We start from the raw sequence: 25,267 nt of genomic DNA, 5'->3' as shown, positions 1-25,267 counted from the left end.
CAAATCGCCCCACTGTGGGCCCATTCGTGACACCATGAATGCATGAAGTTGACCATCTTGGGATGCTCCGGAAGCGTGCCCACTTCCGGGAATCCGGCCTCCGGCTACCTCGTGTCTTTCCCGGATGCGCCGTCCATCGTCATGGACTTGGGCCCCGGTACGCTGGCCGCTTTGCAGGACGTCCAGGATCCCTGTGACGCCCACGTGGCGCTCACCCACCTCCACGCCGACCACTGCATGGACTTTCCCTCCCTGATGGTTTGGCGCCGCTTCCACCCTTATGCGCCGGCCAAGGGCCGCAACTTCTGCTTCGGCCCCAGCTACGCGCCGTTGCACCTGGGGCGCCTGTCCTCCGACGGCCAGCCGGACGGCGTGGACGATATGTCGGATACCTTCGCGTTCAGCCCCTGGGAGGACGGGGTGGAGCAGCGCGTCGACGACGTCGCCATCACCCCGTACCGCACCATCCACCCGGTCGAGACCTACGGCCTGCGCTTGCGGCACACCGAGACCGGCAAAATCATCGCGTATACCGCGGACACCGCCTTTGATGCCAAGCTGGTGCCGCTGGCGCAGGACGCGGACGTCTTGTTAGCAGAGGCCGCCTGGGGAGCTAGCTCCGAGGGCAAGGCGGAAAATATGCACATGTCCGGCGCGGAGGCCGGCCGCCTGGCGCAGCTGGCGGGCGTGCGCACCCTCGTGCTGGTGCACCTGCAGCCCTGGGGCGACGCCGCCGCGACCGTGGCGGCCGCCCGCGCCGAATTCGACGGCGAACTGGTCCTCGGCGAGCCCGGGATGGTATTCGAACTCTAGCCCGGGCCCGGCGGGTAGCCTGGGGAGCATGACTGATTTTCAACGAGCAGACGGCCGCGGCCTCGACGAGCTGCGCACCGTGCGAATTACCCGCAACTTCACCACCAACCCGGCGGGCTCGGTGTTGGTCGAATTCGGCAATACCCGCGTGATGTGTACCGCCTCGGTGGAAACGGGCGTGCCCCGCTTCAAGCGGGATTCCGGCGAGGGCTGGCTGACGGCCGAGTACGCCATGCTGCCGTCCGCCACCCACGAGCGCATGCCGCGCGAGTCCATGAAGGGCAAGGTCAAGGGCCGCACGCACGAGATCTCCCGCCTGGTAGGGCGCTCGCTGCGCGCCGCGGTGGATTTGAGCGAGCTGGGGGAGAACACCATCCAGCTCGACTGCGACGTCCTGCAGGCCGACGGCGGCACCCGCACCGCCTCGATCACCGGCGCCTACGTCGCGCTGGCCGATGCCGTGGCTGCCCTCAAGGAGCGCGGCGCCGTGCCGGGCGAGCCGCTGCTGGACCCCATCGCGGCGGTCTCCGTCGGCATCATTGACGGCCAGGTGTGCCTCGACCTGCCGTACGAGGAAGACTCCCGCGCCGAGGTCGACCTCAACGTGGTCATGCAGGAAAGCGGCGACTTCGTGGAAATTCAGGGCACCGGTGAGCACGGGCTGTTCGGCCGCGACGAGCTGAACCAGATGCTCGACGTGGCCCAGAAGGGCTGCGCCGAGCTCATCGCCGCGCAGCGCGCCGCCCTGGGGTGGGACTAATGCAGCTGCTGGTCGCCTCGAATAACCCCAAGAAGCTGAAGGAACTGCACACCATCCTGGCCGAGGCCGGCATCGCGGGCGTGGAGCTGGTCCCGCTCAGTGAGGCACAGTCCTACCCGGAGCCGGTCGAGGACGGGCGCACCTGCGCCGACAACGCGCTGATCAAGGCCCGCGCGGGCGCGCAGGCCACCGGGCTGCCGTGCGTGGCAGACGACTCCGGCTTGGCCGTCGACGAGCTCAACGGCATGCCCGGCGTGCTCTCGGCGCGCTGGTCCGGCCGCCACGGCGACGACGCTGCCAACAACGAGCTCTTGCTCGGGCAGCTGGCCCACCTGCCGGAAGAGCGCCGTACCGCGGCGTTCGTCTCCGTGTGCGCGCTGGTCACCCCGGCCGGCCAGGAACACGTGGTGGAAGGCCGTTGGTCCGGGCGCGTGCTGACTGCCCCGCGCGGGGAGGGCGGCTTCGGCTACGACCCGCTCTTCCAGCCGGACGGCGAGGAGCGCTCCGCGGCGGAGATGTCCCCGGAAGAGAAAAACGCCGTCTCCCACCGGGGCCAGGCGCTGCGGCAGCTGGTTCCGGTAGTGGCGGCGTTGCAGAAAAACTAGCGCGAAGAGCTAGAGCTGGAAGTCGCGCTGCACCTCGCGGCGGCGCTTGACCTCCATGTAGAAAGAGAAGAACGGGATGGTGCCGGCCAGGGCCGTGGTGAACCACTTCATCGGCGGCCACAGGGCCTTCGGCGCCAGGTTCAGGATGGACAGCAGGTACAAAACGTAGAAGGCGCCGTGGATCTGGGCGATGTGGGTGGCCCACTCGGGCATGTCCATGCCGACGATGTATTCCAGCACCATGCGCGTGGTCAGCACCAGCAGGAAGATACCGGTCACCGTCGCGGCGACGGTGAACAGGGTCAGCGCGGTGCGCACGCGGGCCTGGCGGGCCGGGTGGATGCGCTTCGGCGCGGTGGAAGCAGAAGTATTCTCAGAAGTCATAGCGGTAATCTAGCTTAGCTTTCAATTGTCGTGCCGGACAGGGCTTAGCGGTCGAGGTCGGGGTTGACCTCGTGGTGTCCGCGGCGCGGGCGGTTGAGCGCGTTGAACTCCTCGACGTCGAGCTGGGGCCGGCGGGGGAGGAAATCCTCGTCGATGGTGGTCGGCTTGGTCTTGGTGACCTCTGGGGCCTCGTAGGCGAACCCGTCGAGGTCCTCCGCCTCGTTTTCGGCGGCGATCCGCTCGTTCTCGCTGCGCAGCGCGGTCCGGTAGGCGTAGATGACGAACGCCGCGAACAGCGGCCACTGGAGGGCGTAACCCAGGTTCTGGAAGGTGCCGGAACCGGACTGGAAGCGGGTCCACTGCCAGTAGGCGAGCGCGAAAAAGGCGACCACGAGCACGGCGATGAGGACAATATGCCACCACCGCACTCGGATCCTCTGGCGCTTGCCGGACTCTTGCGTGCTCACGAGTCCTAGCCTACCCACTGGCCGCGGCGCGCCAAAGTCATTAGTGAGCGAAAGCGCCCGCCGACCCGATTAGAACTCGCCGGAATCAATCCGGTAGTATCATTCGCATTGCGCGCCCGTGGCGGAATTGGCAGACGCGCTAGATTTAGGTTCTAGTGTCCGAAGGACGTGTGAGTTCAAGTCTCACCGGGCGCACCAGCGCACAGAAAAATGCCGAGGTCATCGCACCAGATGGCCTCGGTATTTTTGTGCCTTCCTACTCGACTTCGGTGAATTTCCGGTCCCACGCCGAGCGAATGGGGTTGGCGTCGGCCAGCAGGATATCGAAGCGATCGCCGGCGATTTCGACGATTTCGCTCAGCGCCACGCGGTGCTCCTGGGGTTCGGAGTTGGCCAGGCGGCGCACGCCGGCGTCCAGCACGCGCTCGAAGGTGTCGTTGGTGTCCAGGTAGGCCACAAACGGCATGCCGAAGCGCTCGCGGTAGGCGGCGGACAGCTGGGTGATCTGCTCGGTCTGGACGTCGTCGAGCTCACCGAGGCCGAGCGAGCCGCGGTCGGCGGAGATCGCCGCGGCGCCCTCGTCGTCGGCCAGCAGGAGCTCGTCCATGGCGGGGTAGTCGTGGATGAGCTGTTCGCGGCGCTCGACGTCGGCAGTGAGGACAGCGACCTGGATGGCCTCGCGCAGCTGCCCGACGTTGTCGAAGGGGCGGGACTCCCAGGTGGTTTCCAGCGGCCAGGTCTCGTTGTTAAACAACGGGCGCAGGGTCGCCACGAAGTCGTCGCGGTCCATGGCGTTGAGCTCGTCCAGTGAAACGCCCGTGCCGCCGGTGCGGGCGACGTCCCCGCCGCGGGAGTGGCCCGTGTGGAAGAACAACAGGTTCAGCCCGATGGCGGTGATGGCGCCGATGGACATGCCCGAGGAGACGAAGGTCTGCGACCACTCCGGGAAGACCGCCGCGATCTCCGGCTTGAAGGTCACGAGCATGGCCAGCCCCAGCGCGGTGGTCACGATGACGGCGTTGCGCCCGTCGTTGATGTCGGCCTTGGCGATGGTCTGCAGGCCCACCCAGGCGACGTTGGCGAACAGCGCTAACGATGCCCCGCCCAGCACCGGCGCCGGGATCGCCGCGACCACGGCCCCGGCCTTGGGCAGCAGGCCCAGCACGATCATGAAGCCCGCGGCGGACACGGCCACCCAGCGGGATTTCACGCCGGTCAGGCGGACCAGGCCGACGTTCTGGGCGAAGCAGGTGTAGGGGAAGGAGTTCATCACGCCGCCGATGAAGGTGGACACGCCGTCGGCGCGCAGCGCGGCCTGGACGTCGGCGCGGCGGATGCGCTTTTTGACGATCTCGCCGGTGGCGAAGACGTCGCCGGTGGTCTCCACCATGGTGATGACCATGACGATCAGCAGGGAGAAGATGGCGACCAGGTCGAACTGCGGCAGGCCGAAATAAAACGGCGTCGTAATGCCGAAGGCGTCGGCCTCGCCGACCTCGGCGAAGCTCGCGTCGCCGGCCAGTAGGGCCACGCCCGTGCCCAGCACCAGGCCCAGGAGCACCGACAGGGTGCCCAGGAAGCCGCGGAAGAAGCGCTGGACTAGGACGATGACGGCCAGGGTGCCGAAGCCGTACCAGAGGTCGCGGGCCGCGGGCTGGCCCTCCGCGTAGTTGGTGAAGTCGTTGGCGGACACGGCCAGCAGGGAGGTGCCCATTACGAGCAGGACGGTGCCGGTGACCACCGGCGGGAAGTAGCGGAGGAAGCGGCCGAACAGCGGCGCCATGAAGAAGGTGAACAGGCCCGCGACGATGATGGAGCCGTAGATGACCGGCAGGGAGGCCACCCCGCCCTGCCCGTCGGTCGCGCCTAGGCCGATGGCGATGATCGGCGCGACGGCCGTGGTGGTCACGCCCTGCACGATGGGCAGCCGCACGCCCACATGCTTGCCGATGCCCACCGACTGGATGATGGTCGCGATACCGCAGGTGAGCAGATCCGCGTTGATGAGGTGGATGGTGGTGGCGGTATCCAGGTTCAGGGAACCCGCGATCAGCAGCGGGACGATGACCGCCCCGGCGTAGAAGGCGAGCACGTGCTGCAGGCCTAAAGCGGCGAGTTTGCCGGGGGCCGGAACTTGGTCGACGGGGTGTGTGCGCTTGGGCTGGGTGCTAGTTTGGGCAGCCACGAAGTCCTCCAGGGTGGGGCGAAGCAAAAAACGGTTGAATTCGTACTCTCTAAGCGTAGAAGGGTGGCGCAGAATTCGGGAAAACCGCAGCAAAACGTTCCGGTTATGACCAGAAAGCTGGCGCCCACCCGAAGCTTAAACCGGACGGACGTTTTACTTAAAATGCCTGAGCAGCGCACTAGAGTCAGACATCAGACGTGTGGGCTATTGCACACTTTCTGGGTTGGAGTAACCACCTAACAAGCCCCTACACTGGGACTCAGCGGGGCTTGCCGCTAGAGAAGCTCAAGACCATTGAAACCCGAGAAAAATACAGGTTACAAGATGGATTGGGAATTGGGAATGGCGAGCGCGCCCCACGGTATAAGGGAACTTATAGATACAGAAGGGAGTCACCGATAGTGACCACCGCAACCCAAGACCTCAAGTTTGATGCCTGGAAGGGTTTTGAGACCGGCCCATGGGCTGAGGGCATCGACGTGCGCGACTTCATCCAGCGCAACTACACCCCCTACGAAGGGGATTCGTCCTTCCTGGCCGGCCCGACCGAAAAGACCAAGCGCACCTTCGAGCACCTGGAAGACAAGTACCTGTCCGTCGAGCGCAAGCAGCGCGTCTTCGACGTCGACACCCACACCCCGTCCGACATCGACGCCTTCCCGGCCGGCTACATCTCCGAGGATGACAACGTCATCGTCGGTCTGCAGACCGATACCCCGCTGAAGCGCGCCATGATGCCGTTCGGCGGCTGGCGCATGGTCAAGCAGGCCATCAAGGAAGCGGGCAAGGAAGTGGACCCGGAGGTCGAGAAGATCTTCACCCGCTACCGCAAGACCCACAACGACGGCGTCTTCGACATCTATACCCCGCGCATCCGCGCTGCCCGTTCCTCCCACATCATCACGGGCCTGCCGGACGCCTACGGCCGTGGCCGCATCATCGGCGACTACCGCCGCGTGGCCCTCTACGGTGTCGACTACCTCATCGAGGAAAAGCAGGCTTCTCGCGACTCCGTCGCTGATGCCGGCTTCTCCGAGCACTGGGCTCGCTTCCGTGAGGAGCACTCCGAGCAGATCAAGGCTCTGAAGAAGCTGAAGGTCATGGCCGAGCAGTACGGCTTCGACATCTCCGGTCCGGCTACCACCGCGCAGGAAGCTGTCCAGTGGACCTACTTCGGCTACCTGGGCTCCATCAAGTCCCAGGACGGCGCCGCCATGTCCATCGGCCGCCTGTCCGCGTTCTTCGACTGCTACTTCGAGCGCGACCTGGCCAACGGCACCATCACCGAGGAAGACGCCCAGGAAATCATCGACGCGCTGGTTATGAAGCTGCGCATCGTCCGCTTCCTGCGCACCGAGGACTACGACCAGATCTTCTCCGGCGACCCGTACTGGGCCACCTGGTCCGACGCCGGCTTCGGCGACGACGGTCGCCCGCTGGTCACCAAGACCTCCTTCCGCCTGCTCCAGACCCTGATTAACCTGGGGCCGTCCCCGGAACCGAACATCACCATCTTCTGGGACCCGAAGCTGCCGGAAGGCTACAAGGAATTCTGCGCCCACATCTCGATTGAGACCTCGTCCATCCAGTACGAGTCCGACCGCCAGATTCGTGAGCAGTGGGGCGACGACGCCGCCATCGCGTGCTGCGTGTCCCCGATGCGCGTCGGCAAGCAGATGCAGTTCTTCGGCGCCCGCGTCAACGCCGCCAAGGCCCTGCTGTATGCCATCAACGGCGGCCGCGACGAGGTCAGCGGCAAGCAGGTCGTGGAAGGCTACGACGCCATCCAGGGCGACGAGCCGCTGGACTTCGATGAGGTCTGGCAGAAGTACGAGGAGATGCTCGACTGGGTCGTCGGCACCTACGTCGAGGCCCTGAACATCATCCACTACAGCCACGACAAGTACGCCTACGAGTCCATTGAGATGGCTCTGCACGACTCCGACATCGTGCGCTCGATGGGCTGCGGTATCGCCGGCCTGTCGATCGTGGCCGACTCCCTGTCCGCCATCAAGTACGCCAAGGTCACCCCGGTCCGGGATGAGACCGGCCTGATTGTGGACTACAAGACCGAGGGCGATTTCCCGGTCTACGGCAACGACGACGACCGCGCCGACGACATCGCCGCAACCATCGTCCACACCGTGATGGAAAAGATTAAGGCCATCCCGATGTACCGCAACGCCATCCCGACCCAGTCGGTGCTGACCATCACCTCGAACGTGGTCTACGGCAAGGCCACTGGCGCCTTCCCGTCAGGCCACGAGGCCGGCACCCCGTTCGCGCCGGGCGCAAACCCGGAGAACGGCGCCGACAGCCACGGCATGGTCGCATCCATGCTGTCCGTCGGTAAGCTGGACTACAAGGATGCGTTGGACGGCATCTCGCTGACCAACACCATCACGCCGTCTGGTCTGGGCCGTACCCCGGATGAGCGCATCACCAACCTGGTGGGCGTCCTGGACGCCGGCTTCATCATGGACAAGTAAGACCACCCAAAACCCAATCTCGTAGAAGGAGAAATCATCATGGCAACCCCGACTTTCGATCAGCGTCTCGAGGCAATGAAGTCCCGTCGTGCAGAGCACAACATGGACTCCGGCCTGTACCACGCCAACATCAACGTCCTGGACAAGTCCACTCTGGAGGACGCAGTTGAGCACCCGGAGAAGTACCCGAACCTGACCGTTCGCGTCTCCGGCTACGCCGTCAACTTCGTCAAGCTGACCAAGGAACAGCAGCTGGACGTCATCTCCCGTACCTTCCACCAGGGTTCGTAATCAACCATGGCTGATGGCGTTACTGGTGTTGTTACCCTCCAACCAGAAGAAGGCGAAAAGGTTCGCGGCGTCGCCGCGGGCCTGGGTGGGGACAACGAACTCGACCAAATCACCCGCCCCGAGCTCATGGAAGCCCGCCGCACTGGCGACGTCGGCTTGGTGCACTCGTGGGAACTGGTGACCTCGGTCGACGGGCCGGGTACCCGCATGACGATGTTCATGTCCGGTTGCCCGCTCCGCTGCCAGTACTGCCACAATCCTGACACCTTCGAGATGAAGACCGGCTCCCTGGAGAAGGTCGAAGACGTGGTCAAGCGCGTCAAGCGCTACAAGCCCATCTTCGACGCCTCCAATGGCGGGCTGACCATCTCGGGCGGGGAGGCGCTGTTCCAGACGGCGTTCACCCGCCGGGTGCTCAAGGAAGTGCACGATGCCGGCATCCACACCACCATCGATACCTCCGGTTTCCTCGGGGCGCGCGTGCGCGACGAGGACCTGGACAACATTGACCTGGTTCTGCTGGATGTCAAAGCAGGCGATGAGAAGACTTACAAAGAAGTCACGCGGCGTGAGCTGCAGCCGACCATCGATTTCGGTGACCGGCTCGCGGCGGCAAACAAGCCGGTGTGGATCCGCTTTGTGGTCGTCCCTGACCTGACGGATAGCCCGGAAAACGTCCAGAACGTCGCCAATATCGTGGCACGGTGGCCCAACAACGTGGAACGCGTTGAGGTCCTTCCGTTCCATAACATGGGCGCCGACAAGTGGCGTGAGCTGGGTTATCCCTACACACTGGAAGACACTAAGCCCCCGGCTGCAGAGGATGTCGAAGCTATCCGCGACGTCTTCCGAGCCAAAGGCTTCACGGTCTACTAATTCCCTTATAACCCGCAAACACCCGCCCCTGCCTCCTAGAGACTAGGAGGCAGGGGCGGGTGTTCGGCGTTTGGCAGGCTTTAGGCGGCTATTCCTTGACGTAGCCGACGTTTTCGACCTCGACGCTGCCCAGGGACTTGGCGCCGAAGTTGGCCAGCTTCGGGTTGGTGGCCACCATCTGCGGGCCGTTCATCAGCGGCATGATGCCGAAGGTGGACAGCGCCTCCTTCTCCAGCTCATTGGCCTTCTGCGTCTGTTCGTCCGCGTCCGCGATCTGGCCCAGCTCCTCGATCTTCTTGTCCATCTCCGGGGTACCGGTGCCGGACTTGTTCAGCTCCGAGTCCGAGGCGTAGATCTGGTTGAAGCTGGCCACGCCCAGCGGGGAGGAGGACGCGAAGGCCATCGGGAAGATGTCGAAGTCGCGCTTGGTGACAATCTTGGAGAAGTCCGCCGACGGGCGCTCCTCGACGTCCAGCTTGATGCCGACGTCCGCCAGCATCTTCTGGGTGGCGGAAGCCTCCGCCTTAATCCCCGGGTCGTCGCCGGTGAGCACGTAGTCTGCGGACAGGTTATCCAGCAGCAGTGTACGCTGCATCATGTGGTAGCCGGTGTAACTGATAATGACCAACGAAATGGTAGGCAGAACCAAGTGTTGGGCGGTGTCGATGAGTTTGGGGAAAACCCTTCCGCCCCGAGCAGGGAAGCGCCCTAGTCCCAGCGCAGCACCACGCCGGTGAGCCACGTCCACCAGCGCTCCAGTAGAGGGGTCTCCGGGTCTAGGTTGAGCGGCTGCAGGATGTGGCTGATTTGTTCCTGGCTGAGCGGCGGGCGCCGCCCGGCGTAGTTGGAGCGCGGATCCAAAAAGACTGACGCCAACAGGTAGGCGATGTTGGTGGCCAGGAAGATCACGATTAACCAACTGGCGGTCTTTTTGATGATGTATTTGACCATCGCGGGCGCGGTTAACCGGCGGGGCAAAAATGAGAAAAACCCTCCGGAAAGGTGTTCGGGCTTACCCCCCCCATCCGGGGAGGGGAAGGTCGCAGGCCGGTCACGATCCCACATCCACGGCTGCGTGTCGTGCGCGCTGTTCGCGCTGGGGACCCCTCGCGCATCGGCGGCGAATGTGTCAGACTGAAAGCTGACCGGTGCAATAGAATTCCCCGAAAACAGAAAGGCCGCGCGTGAGTACGCTTCTCGTCATTGGCATCATCGTCCTCATCGTCATTTTGACGTTGTTCGACGGATACTTCATCGTCCGCACCAAGGAGGCCGCCATCCTGGAGCGGCTGGGAAAGTACCAGGGGGTGGCCCACGCGGGCCTGCATTTCAAGGTCCCCTTCGTCGACCGGGTACGCGAAAAGATTAACCTGCAGGTCCGCCAGCTCGACGTGATGGTGGAGACCAAGACCAAGGACAACGTCTTCGTCCAGATCCCCGTGGCGGTCCAGTACCAGGTCGTCGAGGGCCGCGAGCGCGAGGCCTACTACACCCTGTCCAGCCCCGACCAACAGATCGTGGCCTACGTCCAGGACAACGTGCGTTCCTCCGTGGCGAATATGAACCTGGATGACTCCTTTTCCTCCAAGGACACCATCGCCCAGAACGTGGCCGAGTCCCTGCGCGACAACATGGCCGCCTACGGCTGGCACTTCGTCAATACCCTGGTCACCGACATCCGCCCGGACGAGCGCGTGCGCGAATCCATGAACTCCATCAACGCCGCCCAGCGCGAGCGGGAGGCCGCCGTGGCCCAGGCCGAGGCCGAAAAGATCCGCGTGGTCAAGGAAGCCGAGGGCGCGGCCGAGGCCCGCAAGCTGCAGGGCCGCGGCGTCGCCGACCAGCGCAAGGAGATCGTCGAGGGTATCGCCGCCCAGTACGAGATGCTGCGCAACGCCGGCGTCGAGGAGTCCCCTGAGGCCCTCATGTTGGTCTCCCAGTACCTGGACGCCATGGTGGACGTTTCCTCCAACGGCAACGCCTCCGTGCTCTACATGCCGTCCAACCCGTCCGGCATGGGGGATCTCTTCGAGGGTATGCGCGACGTGCTGATGAGCAACCACGCCCTGGACAGCCTGGACAAGCCGAGCAAGTCTTCTTCCAGCCAGCGCCCGCGCACCCGCAGCAACCCCGAGCGGGAGACCAGCTCCAGCAGCTCCAGCTCCAGCTCCGCCAGCCCGGCCGCGAACCCCAGCCTGCCGAGCGCTAGCGACGTGCGCGGCCAGGCCGCCGACTGGGCCGACGAGAACGGCATCCACTCCGCCCGCGACGCCTTCCAGGCCCTGCGCGACAAGCACGGGGAGTGGCGCAATAACGACTAGTGAGTTTGTTTTTCCGGCTCGCCGGAATCTCCACTAACCTTAGGTGAGCACCAACCTGAACAAGGAGCAGCTCACCGTGAATCCTCGTGAACCTTTCGCCCTGTCCTTTTCGGGACAGGGTTTTTCTTGGACCGACTCGCTGCGCGGCGCCGACCGTGAACTGCGCGCCACGGTGGACGAGGCCGCGCAGCTGTTGCAGCCGCTTGCCGCCGAGCTGGCCAGCCGGCGCCCCCGCGGCTTCTGCCCCTTCGACTGGGCGCAACAGCCGCCGGCCTGGGATCTCAGCGCCCCCGAGGTATCCGTGCCCGGCATCTTCCTGGCCCAGCTGAACCTGCTCGACGCCTTAGCCGCCCAGGGCCTGGTGGCTAGCGATGCCGTCGCCGCCGCCGGCCACTCCCAAGGCCGGCTGGCCGAATTCGTGCTCGACGAGGAGTCCGGCCGCGCGGAGATGCTGGCGATTGCCCAGCTCATCGGCGCGGCGATGACGCACACGGCGCGACGCTACGGACTGGTCCGCGACCACGAGGCGGCCCCCATGGTCGCTATCAACGCCGACCCGCAAGACATCGCCGCCGCCCTCCGGGAGACCGGCGCGGACACGGTCATCGGCCTGCACAACAGCGCCCGCGATGCCGTCCTGTCCGGCCCGCCCGCCGACAACCTCGCCGTCGCCCGCGCCCTGGGGGTTCAGGCGCGCCCCATCCAGGTCGCCGCGGCCTTCCACCACCCGCGCATGGGCGAGGCCGTCGAGCAGGTCGTGGACTGGGCCCAGCAGGTCGGCTTGGACGCGGCCGTCGCGGGCCGGGCCGCCCGCGCGGTGCTTACCGACGTCATCGACTGGCCGGCGCAGGTAGAACGCCTCGTCGACGCCGGCGCGCAGTGGATCCTCGAGGTCGGCCCGGAAGAAGGCGTGCGCGCCCTGACCGAGAAGATCGTGGAGGGTCGCGGCATCGGGGTGCTCGCGGTCGGCACCGCGACCGGACAGGCCCGCCTTTTCGACCCCGGCCACCAGCTGGCCCCGCCCCGCCCGTACAACGATTTCGCCCCACGCACCACGGCCGAGGGCGAGCTGGTGACCCGCTTTACCCGCCTGACCGGCTACCAAGCCGTGCTCCTGGCCGGCATGACGCCCACCACGGTAGACCCAGCCATCGTGGCGGCCGCGGCCAACGCCGGGTACTGGGCCGAGCTCGCCGGCGGCGGGCAGGTCACGGACCAGCTGCTCGCGGACAACCTCGACTACCTGTGCGAGCACCTCGCCCCGGGCGTGAACGCGCAGTTCAACGCGCTCTACCTCAACCCCCGCCAGTGGCGCCGCCAGGTGGCGGGCAAGCGCCAGGTGCCCACCGCGCGGGCGAACGGGGCGCCGGTCAACGGCATCGTGTGCTCGGCGGGCATCCCACCGCTGGACGAGGCGGTGGAGCTCTACCGGAGCCTGCGGGAGGGCACCATCCCCTGGGTGGCCTTCAAACCCGGCGCGGTGCACCACGTCGATAAGGTGCTGGAGATCGCGCGCGCGGTGGCCCCTGCCCCCGTCATCATGCAGCTGGAGGGCGGGCTGGCCGGCGGGCACCACTCCTGGGAGGACCTGGACGAGCTGCTGCTGGCCACCTACGCGCGTATCCGCGCCGCGGAGAACGTCTACCTGGCCGTCGGCGGCGGCATCGGCACGCCGGAGCGCGGCGCAGACTACTTGACCGGCGCTTGGGCGCGCGCCTACGACCGCCCGGACATGCCCGTCGATGCCATCCTGGTCGGCACCGCCGCCATGGCCACGCGGGAGGCGACCACGTCCCCGGCCGTCAAGCGCGCCCTCGTCGCAGCAGCCGGCACTGAGGGCTTCATCGCGGCCGGCACCGCCCGCGCCGGCATGTCCTCGGGCCGTTCGCAGCTGGGCGCCGACATCCACGAGGTGGACAATTCCTTCGCCCAGGCCGGCCGGCTGCTGGACGCCGTGGCCGGCGACGTCGATGCTGTCCGCTCCCGCCGCCAAGAAATCATCACCGCCCTAGATGCCACCTGCAAGCCCTATTTCGGGGACCTGACCAGCCTGACCTACCGGCGCTGGCTGGAGCGCTACCTCGAGCTGTCCCACCGCGGCGGGTGGGCAGATGACTCCTGGCGCGCCCGCTTCGAGCAGATGCTCCTGCGCACCGAGGCCCGACTGCACCCCGCCGATCACGGCGAGTTCGCCTCCCAGCTGCCCGCCGGCGAGCTGGACGCCGCGAACCTGGCCGACCTGCTGGCCACCTACCCGCAGGCAGGCACCCAGCACTTGTGCGCCACCGATGCCGCCTGGTTCATCGATCTGCTCAAAGGCCCCGGCAAGCCCGCCAACTTCGTGCCGGTCATCGACGAGGACGTGCGCTGGTGGTGGCGCACGGATTCGCTCTGGCAGGCCCACGATGCCCGCTACCCGGCCGATGCCGTCTCCATCATCCCGTCGCCGCGCTCCGTGGCCGGGATTGATCGCGTGGACGAGCCCGTCGCCGAGCTGCTGGGACGGTTCGTGGCCGCCGCGGCCGCCCGCGCGGAGCTCACCGGCCCCGCGGCGAGCGAGCGCGAGCGCATCCTGTCCGCGCCGGCCTGGGACTGGGCCGGGCACCCCGTAGCCAACCCGGCGCGCCGGCTGGGCCTGGAAGCAGGTCCCGGCGGGGGATTCCGTGTGCCCGGCCTGGGAGTTACGGTGGCGCTGCCGGAGGCGGCGACCGTGCCCGTCGTGGGCGCTGATTCGGCTGGTGAGGCCATGCGGGATCTGGCGCGCCGGGCCGCCGGCGGGCAGCTGCCCGAGGTCGTCGACGGGGCGGCGGCGTGGTCGACGACGCTGAACACCGTGGACTACCAGACCGTGACCGCGGGCTACCTGCCGGGCGGCAGCGGCCCGGCTAGCGCGTCGGGCCCGGTCTCCGACGCGCTGGTGGGTCCGGCCTGGCCGGCCATCTTCGCGGTCATCGCGGACACCGGCGCCGTCGAGGGGCTGCTGCGGCTGGTGCACCTGGAGCACGCGGTGCGCCTGCACTCCGAGCTTCCGCAGCACGGCGCGCAGGTCAGCGCCAAGGCCCGCCTGACCCGCGACCTGGCCACCGCGCGGGGGCGGGTGCTGGAGGTGCACGTCGGCATCGTGAGCGGGCACCAGCACCTGGCAACACTGACCGAGCGCTTCCTCATCCCCGGTACGGCCGGGGCCGACGAGCTGCCGGCAGTGGACGTCACGGACCCGGCCGCTCGCCCGACCCCGCTTCTAAGCCGCGGCCAGGTGGCGGTTATCGCGCCGGAAAGCATGCGCCCCTTCGCCCAAGTCACCGGCGACTTCAACCCCATCCACACCGACGAGAGCCTGGCGCGGGCGGCAGGCCTGTCGCAGGGCCCGATCGTCCACGGCATGTGGACCTCGGCGCTGGCGCAGCTGGCCGCCGGGGAGAACATCGTGGGCTGGCACGCGCGCCTGCTGGCCCCGGTCCTGCCGGGGCAGACCGTGGAGTTTTCCACCGCGCGGACCGGGCAGGCCGCCGGCGGGGAAGTGCGCACCGTCACCGCCACCGCGGGCGGCGTTCCCGTGCTGGAGGCGACCGCCCAGCTGGCCGCACCGGTGACGTGGTACGCCTTCCCCGGGCAGGGGATCCAGTCGCCCGGCATGGGCATGGCAGCCTATGCCGCGTCCCCGGCCGCGCGCGCCGTCTGGGACCGTGCCGACGCCCATACCCGGCAGGCACTGGGCTTTTCCATCCTGGACATCGTGCGCCGCAACCCGCACGAGGTGCAGGTGGCCGGCGAAAGCTTCTCCCACCCCGACGGGGTGCTGTACCTGACCCAGTTCACCCAGGTGGCCATGGCCACGCTGGGCTGCGCGCAGGTCGCCCAGCTGCGCGAGGCCGAGGTGCTGGCCGAGCACGCCTTCTTCGCGGGGCACTCGGTGGGCGAGTACAACGCGTTGGCCGCCTTCGCGGACGTGCTCTCGGTGGAGGCGGTCATCGAGATCGTCTACCAGCGCGGGCTGACCATGCACCGTCTGGTCCCGCGGGATGGCGACGGCAACTCCAACTACGGGCTGGCGGCGCTGCGCCCGCACAAAATGGGCATGTCGGACGCGGACGTCTTCGACTACGTCGGCCAGCTGTCGACGATTACGGGCGAGTTCCTGGAGATCGTCAACTACAACGTCAAGGCCAAGCAGTACGCCGTGGCGGGCACGCGCGCCGGGCTGCGCGCCCTGGAAGCCGATGCCGCCTCCCGCGGCGAGCGCGCCTTCGTCCTCATCCCCGGCGTGGACGTGCCCTTCCACTCCTCCCGCCTGCGCGACGGGGTGGACGATTTCCGCCGGCACCTGGACCAGCTCATCCCGGCAGACATCGACCTGGACCGGCTGATTGGCCGCTACATCCCCAACCTGGTGGCCCGCCCCTTCGACCTGGGCGAGGAGTTCATCCAAGCCATGGAGGAGGTCGTGGACTCGCCGTGGCTGGACGCCGCGCGCACGCAGCCGGCCCAGCAGCGCGGCCGCACCCTGCTGGTGGAGCTTTTGGCCTGGCAGTTCGCCTCCCCGGTGCGCTGGATCGAGACCCAGGATCTCGCCCTGGGGCAGCTGGGCGTGCAGCGCTTCGTCGAAATCGGCGTGGCCAGCGCGCCCACCCTGGCGAACATGCTGCGCCAGCACCCGGGCGCGGCGCGCGTGGAGGTTCTCAACGCCGAGCGCGACCAGTCTGTCGTCTTCGCCACCGATGCCGACCCCGAGCTCCCACCGGAACCGGGGCCGGAACTAGAACCGGAGCCCGAGACGGAGCCGGAGCCGGTAGCCGCGCCCGCGCCCGCATCAGAGCAGCCGGCCGCCACAGACACTCCGGCGGACCGGCCGCTGCTGGCCAGCGACGCCCTCCGCCTGCTGGTGGCCGCCTGGACCAAGGTGCGCCTCGACCAGCTGCGGCCGGCAGACACCATCGAGTCCCTGGTGGAGGGCCAGTCGTCCAGGCGCAACCAGCTGCTGCTGGATATTTCGACCGAGCTGGGGATTGCCGCCATCGATGGCGCCGCCGACCTCGACCTGGCCAGCCTGGGCGAGCTAGTCGACCGGCAGACCCGCGGCTACCAGGCCTTCGGGCCGGTGCTCCAGCCGCAGGTGGAGGCCTGCCTGCGTGATCTGACCGGCCCGGCCGCGCAGCCGACCTCCTACGTTTCCGAACGCGTGCGCGGCTGCTGGGGACTTGGCCCCGGCTGGTTGAACCGCGTGCTCGCCCACCTGGTTGATGGGACCCGCACCGGGGCCTCCCTGCGCGGAGGCGAGCTAGCCAGCCTGCCCGAAGGTCTCGACGCGGCCATCGATGCCGCCGTCGCCGCCGCCGGAATCACCACCCCGCTGCCGGAACCGGCCGCAGCCGCGACCGCCACGGCTGACCCGGCCGCCCTGCGCGAGCTCACCGATGCCTTAACCGCCAACGCCCGCGACCTCGTCGAGCGGCTAGAGCCGGAGGCAGCCAGCACGGATGGCCAGGATGATGGTGCCGGCGAGGACGGCGAGAGTGCGCGCGAACTCGCCTCCGCCGTCGACCGCGAGCTGGGCGCCGGTTGGGCCGATTTCGTGCGGCCGGCCTTCGAACCGGCGCGGGCGGTTCTGCTCGACGACCGCTGGGCCTCGGCGCGCGAGGACGCCGCCCGGGGACGCGGCGACGTGACCGCAACGGGCGAGGAGGTCGCCCGCATCGCCGAGTATTCTGGTCACCCGGATCTCGCCGCCGCGGCCCGGAAGGACCCGGCCGGCCTCGACTACGCCGCCGACTGTGCGTTGGTCACCGGCGCCGCGCCGGGCTCCATCGCCGCGGCTATCACCGCCGAGCTGCTGCGGGGCGGGGCCACCGTCGTGGCGACCAGCTCCCGGCTGGACCAGTCGCGCCTGGACTTTTTCACCCGCCTTTACCGCGACCACGCCCGGGGCCAGGCGGCGCTGTGGGTCGTGCCGTGCAACGTGGCATCGTTTGCCGACGTCGACGCCCTGGTCGACTGGGTTGGCACCGAGCGCACCCGCACCGTCGGCGTCGAGGTGCGCGTGGTGAAGCCGGCTCTGACGCCGACCCTGCTCTTCCCGTTCGCCGCGCCGCGCGTGGCCGGCACCCTGGCCGAGGCGGGCGCGGGCAGCGAGCGCCAGATGCGCCTGCTGCTGTGGTCGGTGGAGCGGCTCATCGCCGCCACCGCCGAAATCTCAGAGCACGTCCACCTCGTCCTGCCGGGCAGCCCCAACCGCGGTCGCTTCGGCGGCGACGGCGCCTACGGCGAGGCCAAAGCGGCCCTCGATGCCGTCGAAAACCGCTGGCGCCGCGAACCCGCCTGGGCCGACCGCGTGGGCCTGGTCCACGCCCAGATCGGCTGGGTGCGCGGCACCGGCCTGATGGGCGGCAACGATCCGCTGGTCGCCGCCGCCGAGGCCCGCGGCGTGCGCACCTGGGATACCCGCGAACTCGCAGCCGAGCTGCTGGCCGAAGGCGCCAACCCGGCCGCGCGCCGGGCCGCGCGCGAGGAGCCGGTCGCGGTGGACCTGACCGGGGGACTGGCTGCTGCCGAACTGGATTTGGCGGCGTTGCGGCAGGAGGCATCGTTAGCCGCGGCAGAAACCGAGGCGGAGCCGGACGCGCGCGTCGTGCCGGCGCTGCCCAACCTGGCCGAGGCGGCGGCAGAGGAACCGGACTTCGGCGAGGTCACGGCCAGCCTGGAGGAGATGGTGGTCGTCGTCGGCGCGGGCGAGCTCGGCCCCTGGGGCAGCGCGCGCACCCGCTTCGAGGCGGAGCTCGGCGGCGATCTTAGCGCCGCCGGCGTGGTGGAGCTGGCCTGGTCGATGGGGCTTATCCGCTGGGAGGACGGCTGGGTCGACGCCGCCGGGGAGCCGGTGGCCGAGGCCGATATCTACGCCCGCTTCCACGATGAGGTCATGGCCAGCGTCGGCGTGCGCCGCCTGCGCGACGATGCCGGCATGAGCGACAATCTTGCCGGCGAGCTGACCACGGTCTACCTGGACCGCGACCTGACCTTCACCACCGCGGACTCCGACAGCGCCCGCGCCTTCGCCGTCGCCGGCGCCCGGGTGCGCCCCGCCGGGGATGCCTGGGAGGTTACCCGCCCGAAGGGCAGCGAAATCCGCGTGCCGCGGCGCACCGTGATGACCCGGTTCGTGGGCGGCCAGCTGCCCGACGGCTTCGACCCGGCCGCCTACGGCATCCCCGCCGACATGCTGGAGAACCTGGACCGCCTGGCCGTGTGGAACCTCATCTGCACCGTCGAGGCGTTTACCTCCGCCGGGTTCAGCCCCGCCGAGCTGCTTGCCCACGTCCACCCGGCGCGGGTCAGCAACACCCAGGGCACCGGGATGGGCGGGGTGGCCTCCCTGCGCGGCCTCTACGTCGACCGCCTGCTGGGCCAGCCGCGCAACAACGACGTGCTGCAGGAGGCGCTGCCCAATGTCATCGCCGCGCACGTCATGCAGGACTATGTGGGCGGCTATGGGCAGATGGTCCACCCGGTGGCCGCGTGCGCGACCGCGGCGGTCTCCGTCGAGGAAGCCGCCGACAAGCTGCGGCTGGGCAAGGCCGACTTCGTGGTGGCCGGCGGCATCGACGATATGAGCGTGGAATCCGTGGCCGGCTTCGGCGCGATGGCCGCCACGGCGGATTCTGCTGCGCTGGCGGCGGCGGGCATCGCGGAGCGCTATTTCAGCCGCCCCAACGACCGGCGGCGCGCCGGCTTCGTGGAATCCGCCGGCGGGGGCGCGCTGTTGCTAACCCGCGGCGACGTGGCGGCCGAGCTGGGCCTGCCGGTGCTCGGCGTGGTGGCGTTTGCGGAGTCCTTTGCCGACGGGGCGCACACCTCCATCCCCGCGCCCGGGCTGGGCGCGCTTTCGGCCGCCCGGGACAACCGGCTGGCGGCCGCGCTCGCCCCGTACGGGCTGGACGCCGACGACGTGCGCGTTATCAGCAAGCACGACACCTCCACGGAGGCCAACGACCCGAACGAATCCGACCTGCACCAGCGCCTGGCGCGGGCTAGCGGGCGCACCCCCGGCAACCCGCTGTATGTGATTTCGCAAAAGCACCTGACCGGGCACGCCAAGGGTGGGGCGGCAGCCTTCCAGCTAATCGGACTCATGCAGGTCATGCGGCGCGCTATCATCCCGCCGAACTGGGCTCTGGACTGCGTCGACCCGCAGCTGCGCCGCTTTTCCGACTTGGTCTGGCCGCGCACCCCGCTGCCGGCGGAAATCAAGGCCGGGCTGGTGACCTCCCTGGGCTTTGGGCACGTTTCGGCACTTATCGCCGTGGTGCACCCGGGCGCGTTTGCCCAGGCGCTGCGCCAGGCCAAGGGTGAGTTTGCGCTCAACGAGTGGCGCACGCAGGCCGCCCGCCGCGAGCGCGCTGGGCGGGAGCGCCGCGATGCCGCCATGCACGGCCAGGGCGCGCTCTATGCCCGGCCTACGGGGCGCAACCTGGGCGGGCGCGGCGCCGACCACGAGGCGCAGGTCTTGCTGGATCCGCAGGCGCGCCTGCGGGGAGGGGAGCTTAGCTAGATGTTCGCGGTCGGCACCGACATCGTCCACATCCCCGGCTTTGCCGAGCAGCTGGGGCGGGAAGGCACCACCTTCGAGCGGGTCTTTTCCGCCCTCGAGCAGCGCGTGGCCACAACCAGGCCGCGCCGGGTCGAGCACCTGGCGGGGCGCTGGGCGGCCAAGGAGGCCTTCATCAAGGCGTGGTCGCAGGCGCTCTACGGGCGCCCGCCGCGGCTGGCGGAACACGAGGTCGACTGGGCCGAGGTCAGCGTCCAGCCGGACGCGTGGGGCAGGGTCTGCCTGCACGTGACCGGCCAGGTCCGCACGGCTATCGATGCCTCTCTCCCCGGCTGGCAGGCCAACCTCAGCATCTCCCACGACGGCGACTACGCGGTCGCGACGGTGATTCTTTCCTGCTAGCGCGTGCAGGGGCGAGGCGCGGCGCCTAGGTCGTGGCCACGGAGAAGAGGTAGGCCACGAGCATGCGCTTGACCTCGCCGACGACGGAGGCGAAGCTGTCGGCGTCCTCGGTGCGGATGGCGTAGTTGAGCAGGGAGACCACCGTGTGGACTAGGAAGCCGGCCAGTTCGATGCGCTCCTCGTAGTCCATGCCGGTAGCCAGCGGGGCGAGGATATCCGCGAGCGGCTCTAGGATTTCGCGCTCGGTGGCCGCAACGGTCGCGCGGGTGGCCGGCGTGGACTGGACGGCGTGCCAGACGGCCCGCCGGGACGGGTCCTTGCGCCACATCGAGGCCAAATGGTCGATGAACTCGTCGAGGAAGTCCGGCCACTGCAGCGCCGGGACGTGCTCGGAAAAGCGCTGGATCTGCGCCAGGTTCTCGGCGGTGTCCTGGCGGTCCAGCTCGCAGACGAGGACGTATTTGTTGGCGAAGAACTGGTACAAGGTGCCAATCGGCACCTCGGCGCGGCGCGCGACCTCGTCGAAGGTGAAAGACTCAAAGCCTTGGTCCACGAGCACGCTGCGTGCGGCCTGCAGAATCCGGTTGAACCGCTCGCGGCTGCGGGCCTGCGCCGGCCGCCGGCGCGGGACCAGGAGCTCGGCCGTGCCCGCCTGCTCGTTCGCTTCGGTCTTGGGATTGTTGGTGGAGGGTGTGCTCATCGAGGGATAATTTAGGCGTCTAGTTCTTTGCTGATACGGGCCACGTGGCCGGTGGCCTTGACGTTGTACTTAGCCAGGGCGATCTTGCCCTCGGCGTTCACCAAGAACGTGGAGCGGATAACGCCCTGGACGACCTTGCCGTAGTTCTTCTTCTCGCCGAACGCGCCGTAGGCCGTCATGATCTCCTTGTCCGGGTCGGACAGCAGCGGGAAATTCAGGTCGTGATCGGCGCGGAACTTCGCCAGCTTCTCCGGGGTATCCGGGGAAATGCCCACGACGGCGATGCGTCGGTCGTTCAGTTCCTCCAAAGAGTCGCGGAAATCGCAGGCCTCCTTGGTGCAGCCCGGGGTGTTGGCCCGCGGGTAGAAATAAACCAGGACCTGCTGGCCGGCGAAATCACTCAGGCTGACGGTGTTGCCTTGGTCGTCGCGTAAGGAGAACGCGGGGGCGGTGTCGCCTACTTCTAAACGCTGTTGGTCAGTCATGCTATCCACCATACCCGGCCCGGCAGGTGGCTGAGTTTGGGTCAATACGTCACGCTGGCGGCAAACGCGATAGAATGTCCGCGTACCCGATAATCTTTATGCGAAATACCAGGAGTAGAACGTGGCACGCAGTATTGAGGACATCCAGCGCGACATCGAGCGCACCCGTCGCCAACTGGCCGGCACCTTGGACGAGCTGGCCGACCGCAGCCGCCCGCAGAACCTGGCTAACGATGCCAAGTCTGCCGCCCAGGACAAGCTCCAGGACAAGAACGTTCAGATCGCTCTGGCCGGCGTGGCCGCCGTCGTCGTCGGCGGGATCGCCTTCGCGGTCTTCCGTTCCCGTCGCCGTTCCAGCGACATCAAGGAACTGCAGCGCCTGCTCGCGCAGCGCAAGTAATTTCCTCCTTATACCGAATCATTCGAAACATTCCGAAACTGGCCTTCGCCTCATAAAACGGCGGGGGTCTTTTTCATACCCGGTGTTTTTCCGCGGTGGTTCATTCCCGGCGGGGCGGGGTCCAGACCACGCGCCCGTGGCGCCGGACCAGCCGGCCGCGGCGGGAGCGGGCGGGGGAGTCGTCGTTGACGGAGTTGTGGTAGCGGCACAACGTGGCGAGGTTGTCGGCGTCGGTGTGCCCGCCCGCGGACCAGGCGCGCAGGTGGTGGACCTGGCAGTCCTCGGCCGGCGCTCGGCAGTCGGGCCATGCGCAGGTGGGGTTTTCCAGCATCGCCAGGTGGCGCTGCTTCCACGTGGCCAGCCTCTTGCTGCGGTACAGGTTCAGCGGACCGTGCACTGGGTGGAAGAGCCCGACGTAGCCGTAGTCGCTCAAGATGCGCCCGACCAGCTCCGCCCCGGTTAGCCGCCCGCCGTTGGTCAGCTGCAGCTCGACATCCTGGCCTTCGCCGTTGAGCAGTTGCACGAACTCGTCCAGCTGGATGACGACGTTGGTGGTGATCTGCGGGCGCTCGGCCCCGCCCTCGAAGACGGCGCGGGCATCCTCGACGGTCTTGATGTGCGCGTGCAGGTCCGCGATGTCCAGCGAGGAGGCCGTTATCGACAGCGTCGCCGTCCCGTCGCTGCGGCGGGTGACTTTTACGCCGGGGCGCGCCGGCGGCCGCGGCTGGATGTCATTCACGCGCTTGCGCCCCAGTGAGCGCAGCTTCTTCGCGTCGCCCGGGGTGCGGGCGAGCTCCAAGAGGAGGCTGACGGCATCGGACTGCCGCTTGAGGCGCTTGACCTGGCTGTAGATGGCCAGCAGCGCGGCGTAGCTGTGGCCGGTGTCGGAGGCGGCATCGCGGGTCGCGGCGCGCTGGGCGGAAAAGGACGCGGTGCTAAAGAACAGATCGCGCAGGCCCAGCAGCGTGCGGGCGGACTGGGGGTCTTCGCCCCAGCTTACAAGGGTGTCGTAGTCGAGGTCGTGGGCAAGAGACAGATACGTGATGCCGTCGGCGCGGCTTCTGATGGAGGCTTCGAGTGCGTGCGTGACCCTCACGCTAGGAAGGCGGGCGCCCCGGCTCAACGTTAAGCCGGCCGAAGCTGTGGATAACTCGCCGAACTTGTATTACACGTAATACAACGCGCGGTTATCCACAGGTTTTAGGCCAGCTCGGCCCCGGCGGCGCGCAGCTCGGCGAAGGTCGCCTGCGCGGCGTCCTCGCTCACCGGCGAGCACAGGTCCTGGCGCACGGTGACGTCAAAGCCTTCGCGGAGGGCATCGAGGGCCGTGGCGCGCACGCAGTGATCGGTGGCGATGCCCACGATGTCCACGCGCTCAATCCCACGGCCGCGCAGGTAGTCTGCCAGAGACGTGCCCGCTTGGCTGGCGCCCTCGAAACCGGAATAGGCGGCGGTGTAGGCGCCCTTGTAGAAAAACTCGTCGATGTCCTCCTGCGGCAGCGCCGGGTGCAGCCGGGCGCCCTCGCTGTCGGCCAGGCAGTGCACCGGCCACGTGTCGACGAAGTCGGGGTTGTCAGAAAAGTGCCCGGCCGGGTCGATGTGCCAGTCCAGGGTGGCCACCACCGCGGGATAATTGGCAATAACGCCAGCGATGCCCTCTGCCACCAGGTTGCCGCGCTCAGTGCCGAGCGCGCCGCCGGGGCAGAAGTCGTGCTGGACGTCGACGACGAGGAGGGCATCGGCGTGCGTAGTCATGAGGACTATTTTAACTGCCGGTAGGCTGGTCAGGGTGAAAACTCCGATCCCTTTTTACCTCGAAGAAATCCTCGACAAAGTGCGCTACTCCGACGGCGGCGCCGTCGCGGACTATATCCCCGAGCTGGCCGACGCCAACCCGTCCTACCTGGCCGCGGCCATGTGCACGACCACGGGCAACGTCTACAGCGCCGGGGACAAAGAGGAGCGCTTTACCATCCAGTCCATCTCCAAGCCTTTCGTCTACGCGCTCGCGCTGCAGGAGCTGGGCCTAGACGCGGTGCGCGAAATCGTCGGCATGGAGCCCTCCGGAGAGGCCTTCAACGAGCTGTCCCTGAACGCCGAGGATCACCGGCCGGTCAACCCGATGATCAACGCGGGCGCCATCGCCGTCACACAGCTGATTAACGGCGTGGATTCGACTGTCGACGAGCGCGTCGAGCGCATCCGGTCCTATATGTCGCGCCTGGCCGGTCGGGAGCTGGGCATGGACGAGCGCGTGTGCGGCTCCGAGCTGGAGCACTCCGATCGCAACCTGTCCCTGGCACACATGCTGCGCAACTACGGCATCATCAAGGACGAAGCGCCCGATGCCGTGACCACCTACATCCGCCAGTGCTCCCTCCTGGTCGACGTGCGGGACCTGGCCGTGATGTCGGCTACGCTGGCCAACGGCGGCCACCAGCCGGTCACCGGCGAGAAGATCCTGGACACGGACGTGTGCCGCCTGACGCTGTCGGTGATGAGTTCGGCAGGCATGTACGACGGCGCCGGCCGCTGGATGGCCGAGGTCGGCATCCCCGCCAAGTCGGGCGTGGCCGGCGGGCTTCTCGGTACGCTGCCGGGCCAGTTGGGTATCGCGACGTTCTCGCCGCGGCTGAACAAGGAAGGCAACAGCGTGCGCGGCGTGGAGGCCTTCAAGCTGGTCTCCCGTGACATGGGCCTGCACCTGATGTCGACGGAGGAGCGCTACGGTATCGCTCCCATTCGTGATATCCACGAGGAAGAGGACACCTACGTCTTCCGCCTGCAGGGGCAGATCAACTTCAACGCGGCGGAGACCATCCTCTACGAGCTGGCCGACCAGGACTTCGACAACGAGGCCGTGGTGCTGGATATGTCCGGCGTGACTGGGTCGAACCGCATGGGGCGGCGCATGCTGAAGGAGGGCTTGCGCCGCCTGCGCGAGTCCGGTCACGACATCGGCGTGGTGGATCCGGACAACCGGATGACCGACCTGAAGATGTCCGACGGTACCGAGGTCCCTGTCCACGACATGGAGGATTACGAGATCGCCGGCGAGGAGATCTAGGCACCGGGGCATAAACTGAAAAACCTCGCTGGCCAGTGAAATCACGGCCCGCGGGAGAGATTTTCGCTATCCCATTACAATCCCACTACATCCGAAAAGTCTCATCTAACGGCCGCCCCAACCCCTGCAAAACCTCATCAAAAAGCTCCGTGGACACATCCAACGTCATGGCCGCCGACGCATGCGTCAACTGCCGTTGAATAGGTGAGGTTACCCTCGAGTAGGGGACACCCTATTAGTACGGATCTCGTGTCCGTGGGAGAGGGTGTTCATTGTGGGGCAATAGCGCAAGAAGTACGCGCCGGACTGCCAGCGTGAAGCCGCGAACCCGGTAATCGAGTCAGCGCCCGATTGCTCATGTGGCTAAGGAAATCGGTGTTTCCGACGGGCTTTTAGGCCGGTGAGTCAAACTCGAGCGTGAGCGCCGACAAGCATCAGAGGGGATGAGTGAGGCTGATCTTCGTGCTGAGAATGTTCGTCTGC

Annotated in this window: 18 protein-coding genes, 1 tRNA gene and 1 pseudogene; 11 read left to right on the top strand and 9 right to left on the bottom strand. The window is 67.6% G+C overall.

Annotated features, from left to right (window positions below):
* Nucleotides 1–42 precede the first annotated feature (42 nt).
* Genes CCONF_RS09370 through rdgB form a run of 3 tightly spaced genes read left to right on the top strand, consistent with a single transcriptional unit; the run spans nucleotide 43 to nucleotide 2,178 of the window.
* The gene (locus CCONF_RS09370; RefSeq protein WP_290223055.1) at nucleotides 43–813 is read left to right on the top strand and encodes an MBL fold metallo-hydrolase; all 771 of its coding nucleotides are present in this window, start codon (nucleotides 43–45) and stop codon (nucleotides 811–813) included.
* A 28-nt stretch (nucleotides 814–841) separates the two neighbouring features.
* The gene (gene rph / locus CCONF_RS09365) at nucleotides 842–1,573 is read left to right on the top strand and encodes a ribonuclease PH (RefSeq protein ID WP_290223047.1); all 732 of its coding nucleotides are present in this window, start codon (nucleotides 842–844) and stop codon (nucleotides 1,571–1,573) included.
* Nucleotides 1,573–2,178, top strand: a complete 606-nt coding sequence (rdgB, locus tag CCONF_RS09360) for an RdgB/HAM1 family non-canonical purine NTP pyrophosphatase (protein ID WP_290223038.1) — start codon at nucleotides 1,573–1,575, stop codon at nucleotides 2,176–2,178. The genes rph and rdgB overlap by 1 nt, the downstream gene beginning before the upstream one ends.
* Nucleotides 2,179–2,187: 9 nt before the next feature.
* Here rdgB and CCONF_RS09355 read toward each other — a convergent pair whose 3' ends face one another.
* Nucleotides 2,188–2,562 (bottom strand): DUF3817 domain-containing protein, encoded by a 375-nt coding sequence (locus CCONF_RS09355; protein ID WP_070769676.1) that lies wholly within the window; start codon nucleotides 2,560–2,562, stop codon nucleotides 2,188–2,190.
* A gap of 44 nt (nucleotides 2,563–2,606) precedes the next feature.
* Nucleotides 2,607–3,029 carry a hypothetical protein gene (locus tag CCONF_RS09350; RefSeq protein ID WP_290223027.1) on the bottom strand — a complete coding sequence of 141 codons (423 nt, stop codon included), beginning with the start codon at nucleotides 3,027–3,029 and terminating at the stop codon, nucleotides 2,607–2,609.
* 112 nt (nucleotides 3,030–3,141) lie between these two features.
* On the opposite strand from CCONF_RS09350, the gene CCONF_RS09345 reads away from it, so the two are divergent.
* Nucleotides 3,142–3,227, top strand: a tRNA-Leu gene (locus CCONF_RS09345).
* Between the two features lie 58 nt (nucleotides 3,228–3,285).
* Here CCONF_RS09345 and CCONF_RS09340 read toward each other — a convergent pair.
* A complete protein-coding gene (locus tag CCONF_RS09340; RefSeq protein ID WP_290223025.1) occupies nucleotides 3,286–5,214 on the bottom strand; it encodes a solute carrier family 23 protein in 1,929 nt (642 codons plus the stop codon).
* A gap of 401 nt (nucleotides 5,215–5,615) precedes the next feature.
* On the opposite strand from CCONF_RS09340, the pseudogene pflB reads away from it, so the two are divergent.
* Together pflB and pflA are read left to right on the top strand one after the other, a co-directional pair.
* Nucleotides 5,616–7,994: pseudogene (gene pflB, locus CCONF_RS09335) on the top strand (formate C-acetyltransferase).
* 6 nt (nucleotides 7,995–8,000) lie between these two features.
* Nucleotides 8,001–8,870 (top strand): pyruvate formate-lyase-activating protein, encoded by an 870-nt coding sequence (gene pflA / locus CCONF_RS09330; RefSeq protein WP_290223023.1) that lies wholly within the window; start codon nucleotides 8,001–8,003, stop codon nucleotides 8,868–8,870.
* 88 nt (nucleotides 8,871–8,958) lie between these two features.
* Here the strand turns inward: pflA and CCONF_RS11560 are convergent, their stop codons facing one another.
* Both CCONF_RS11560 and CCONF_RS11555 read right to left on the bottom strand, forming a co-directional pair.
* Complete coding sequence (locus CCONF_RS11560) at nucleotides 8,959–9,468, bottom strand: periplasmic substrate-binding domain-containing protein (protein ID WP_290223021.1); 510 nt, start codon at nucleotides 9,466–9,468, stop codon at nucleotides 8,959–8,961.
* Between the two features lie 110 nt (nucleotides 9,469–9,578).
* Nucleotides 9,579–9,821, bottom strand: coding sequence for an ABC transporter permease family protein (locus CCONF_RS11555; protein ID WP_290223019.1), 243 nt, complete (start codon nucleotides 9,819–9,821; stop codon nucleotides 9,579–9,581).
* A gap of 233 nt (nucleotides 9,822–10,054) precedes the next feature.
* Here CCONF_RS11555 and CCONF_RS09315 point away from each other — a divergent pair, with 233 nt between their 5' ends.
* Genes CCONF_RS09315 through acpS form a run of 3 tightly spaced genes read left to right on the top strand, consistent with a single transcriptional unit; the run spans nucleotide 10,055 to nucleotide 20,132 of the window.
* The gene (locus CCONF_RS09315) at nucleotides 10,055–11,191 is read left to right on the top strand and encodes an SPFH domain-containing protein (RefSeq protein WP_290223016.1); all 1,137 of its coding nucleotides are present in this window, start codon (nucleotides 10,055–10,057) and stop codon (nucleotides 11,189–11,191) included.
* 43 nt (nucleotides 11,192–11,234) lie between these two features.
* Nucleotides 11,235–19,733 (top strand): type I polyketide synthase, encoded by an 8,499-nt coding sequence (locus CCONF_RS09310; RefSeq protein WP_290223014.1) that lies wholly within the window; start codon nucleotides 11,235–11,237, stop codon nucleotides 19,731–19,733.
* The gene (acpS, locus tag CCONF_RS09305; RefSeq protein ID WP_290223011.1) at nucleotides 19,734–20,132 is read left to right on the top strand and encodes a holo-ACP synthase AcpS; all 399 of its coding nucleotides are present in this window, start codon (nucleotides 19,734–19,736) and stop codon (nucleotides 20,130–20,132) included.
* 25 nt (nucleotides 20,133–20,157) lie between these two features.
* Here acpS and CCONF_RS09300 read toward each other — a convergent pair whose 3' ends face one another.
* Together CCONF_RS09300 and bcp are read right to left on the bottom strand one after the other, a co-directional pair.
* Nucleotides 20,158–20,832 (bottom strand): TetR/AcrR family transcriptional regulator, encoded by a 675-nt coding sequence (locus tag CCONF_RS09300; RefSeq protein ID WP_290223007.1) that lies wholly within the window; start codon nucleotides 20,830–20,832, stop codon nucleotides 20,158–20,160.
* Between the two features lie 11 nt (nucleotides 20,833–20,843).
* Nucleotides 20,844–21,317, bottom strand: coding sequence for a thioredoxin-dependent thiol peroxidase (bcp, locus tag CCONF_RS09295; RefSeq protein ID WP_290223005.1), 474 nt, complete (start codon nucleotides 21,315–21,317; stop codon nucleotides 20,844–20,846).
* Nucleotides 21,318–21,438: 121 nt separating this feature from the next.
* Here bcp and CCONF_RS09290 point away from each other — a divergent pair, with 121 nt between their 5' ends.
* The gene (locus CCONF_RS09290; protein ID WP_070769608.1) at nucleotides 21,439–21,717 is read left to right on the top strand and encodes a DUF3618 domain-containing protein; all 279 of its coding nucleotides are present in this window, start codon (nucleotides 21,439–21,441) and stop codon (nucleotides 21,715–21,717) included.
* Between the two features lie 100 nt (nucleotides 21,718–21,817).
* Here the strand turns inward: CCONF_RS09290 and CCONF_RS09285 are convergent, their stop codons facing one another.
* Together CCONF_RS09285 and CCONF_RS09280 are read right to left on the bottom strand one after the other, a co-directional pair.
* The gene (locus CCONF_RS09285) at nucleotides 21,818–22,813 is read right to left on the bottom strand and encodes an HNH endonuclease signature motif containing protein (protein ID WP_290223000.1); all 996 of its coding nucleotides are present in this window, start codon (nucleotides 22,811–22,813) and stop codon (nucleotides 21,818–21,820) included.
* Nucleotides 22,814–22,917: 104 nt separating this feature from the next.
* On the bottom strand, nucleotides 22,918–23,472 hold the full coding sequence (locus tag CCONF_RS09280) for an isochorismatase family protein (RefSeq protein ID WP_290222998.1): 555 nt from the start codon (nucleotides 23,470–23,472) through the stop codon (nucleotides 22,918–22,920).
* Between the two features lie 34 nt (nucleotides 23,473–23,506).
* On the opposite strand from CCONF_RS09280, the gene CCONF_RS09275 reads away from it, so the two are divergent.
* The gene (locus tag CCONF_RS09275) at nucleotides 23,507–24,784 is read left to right on the top strand and encodes a glutaminase (RefSeq protein WP_290222996.1); all 1,278 of its coding nucleotides are present in this window, start codon (nucleotides 23,507–23,509) and stop codon (nucleotides 24,782–24,784) included.
* The last annotated feature ends 483 nt before the right edge of the window (nucleotides 24,785–25,267 follow it).

Source organism: Corynebacterium confusum, assembly GCF_030408715.1.
In the GTDB taxonomy this organism is placed as follows: domain Bacteria; phylum Actinomycetota; class Actinomycetes; order Mycobacteriales; family Mycobacteriaceae; genus Corynebacterium; species Corynebacterium confusum.
The sequence above is the reverse complement of the archived record's forward strand: the minus strand, read 5'-3'. Positions and strand labels throughout refer to the sequence as shown.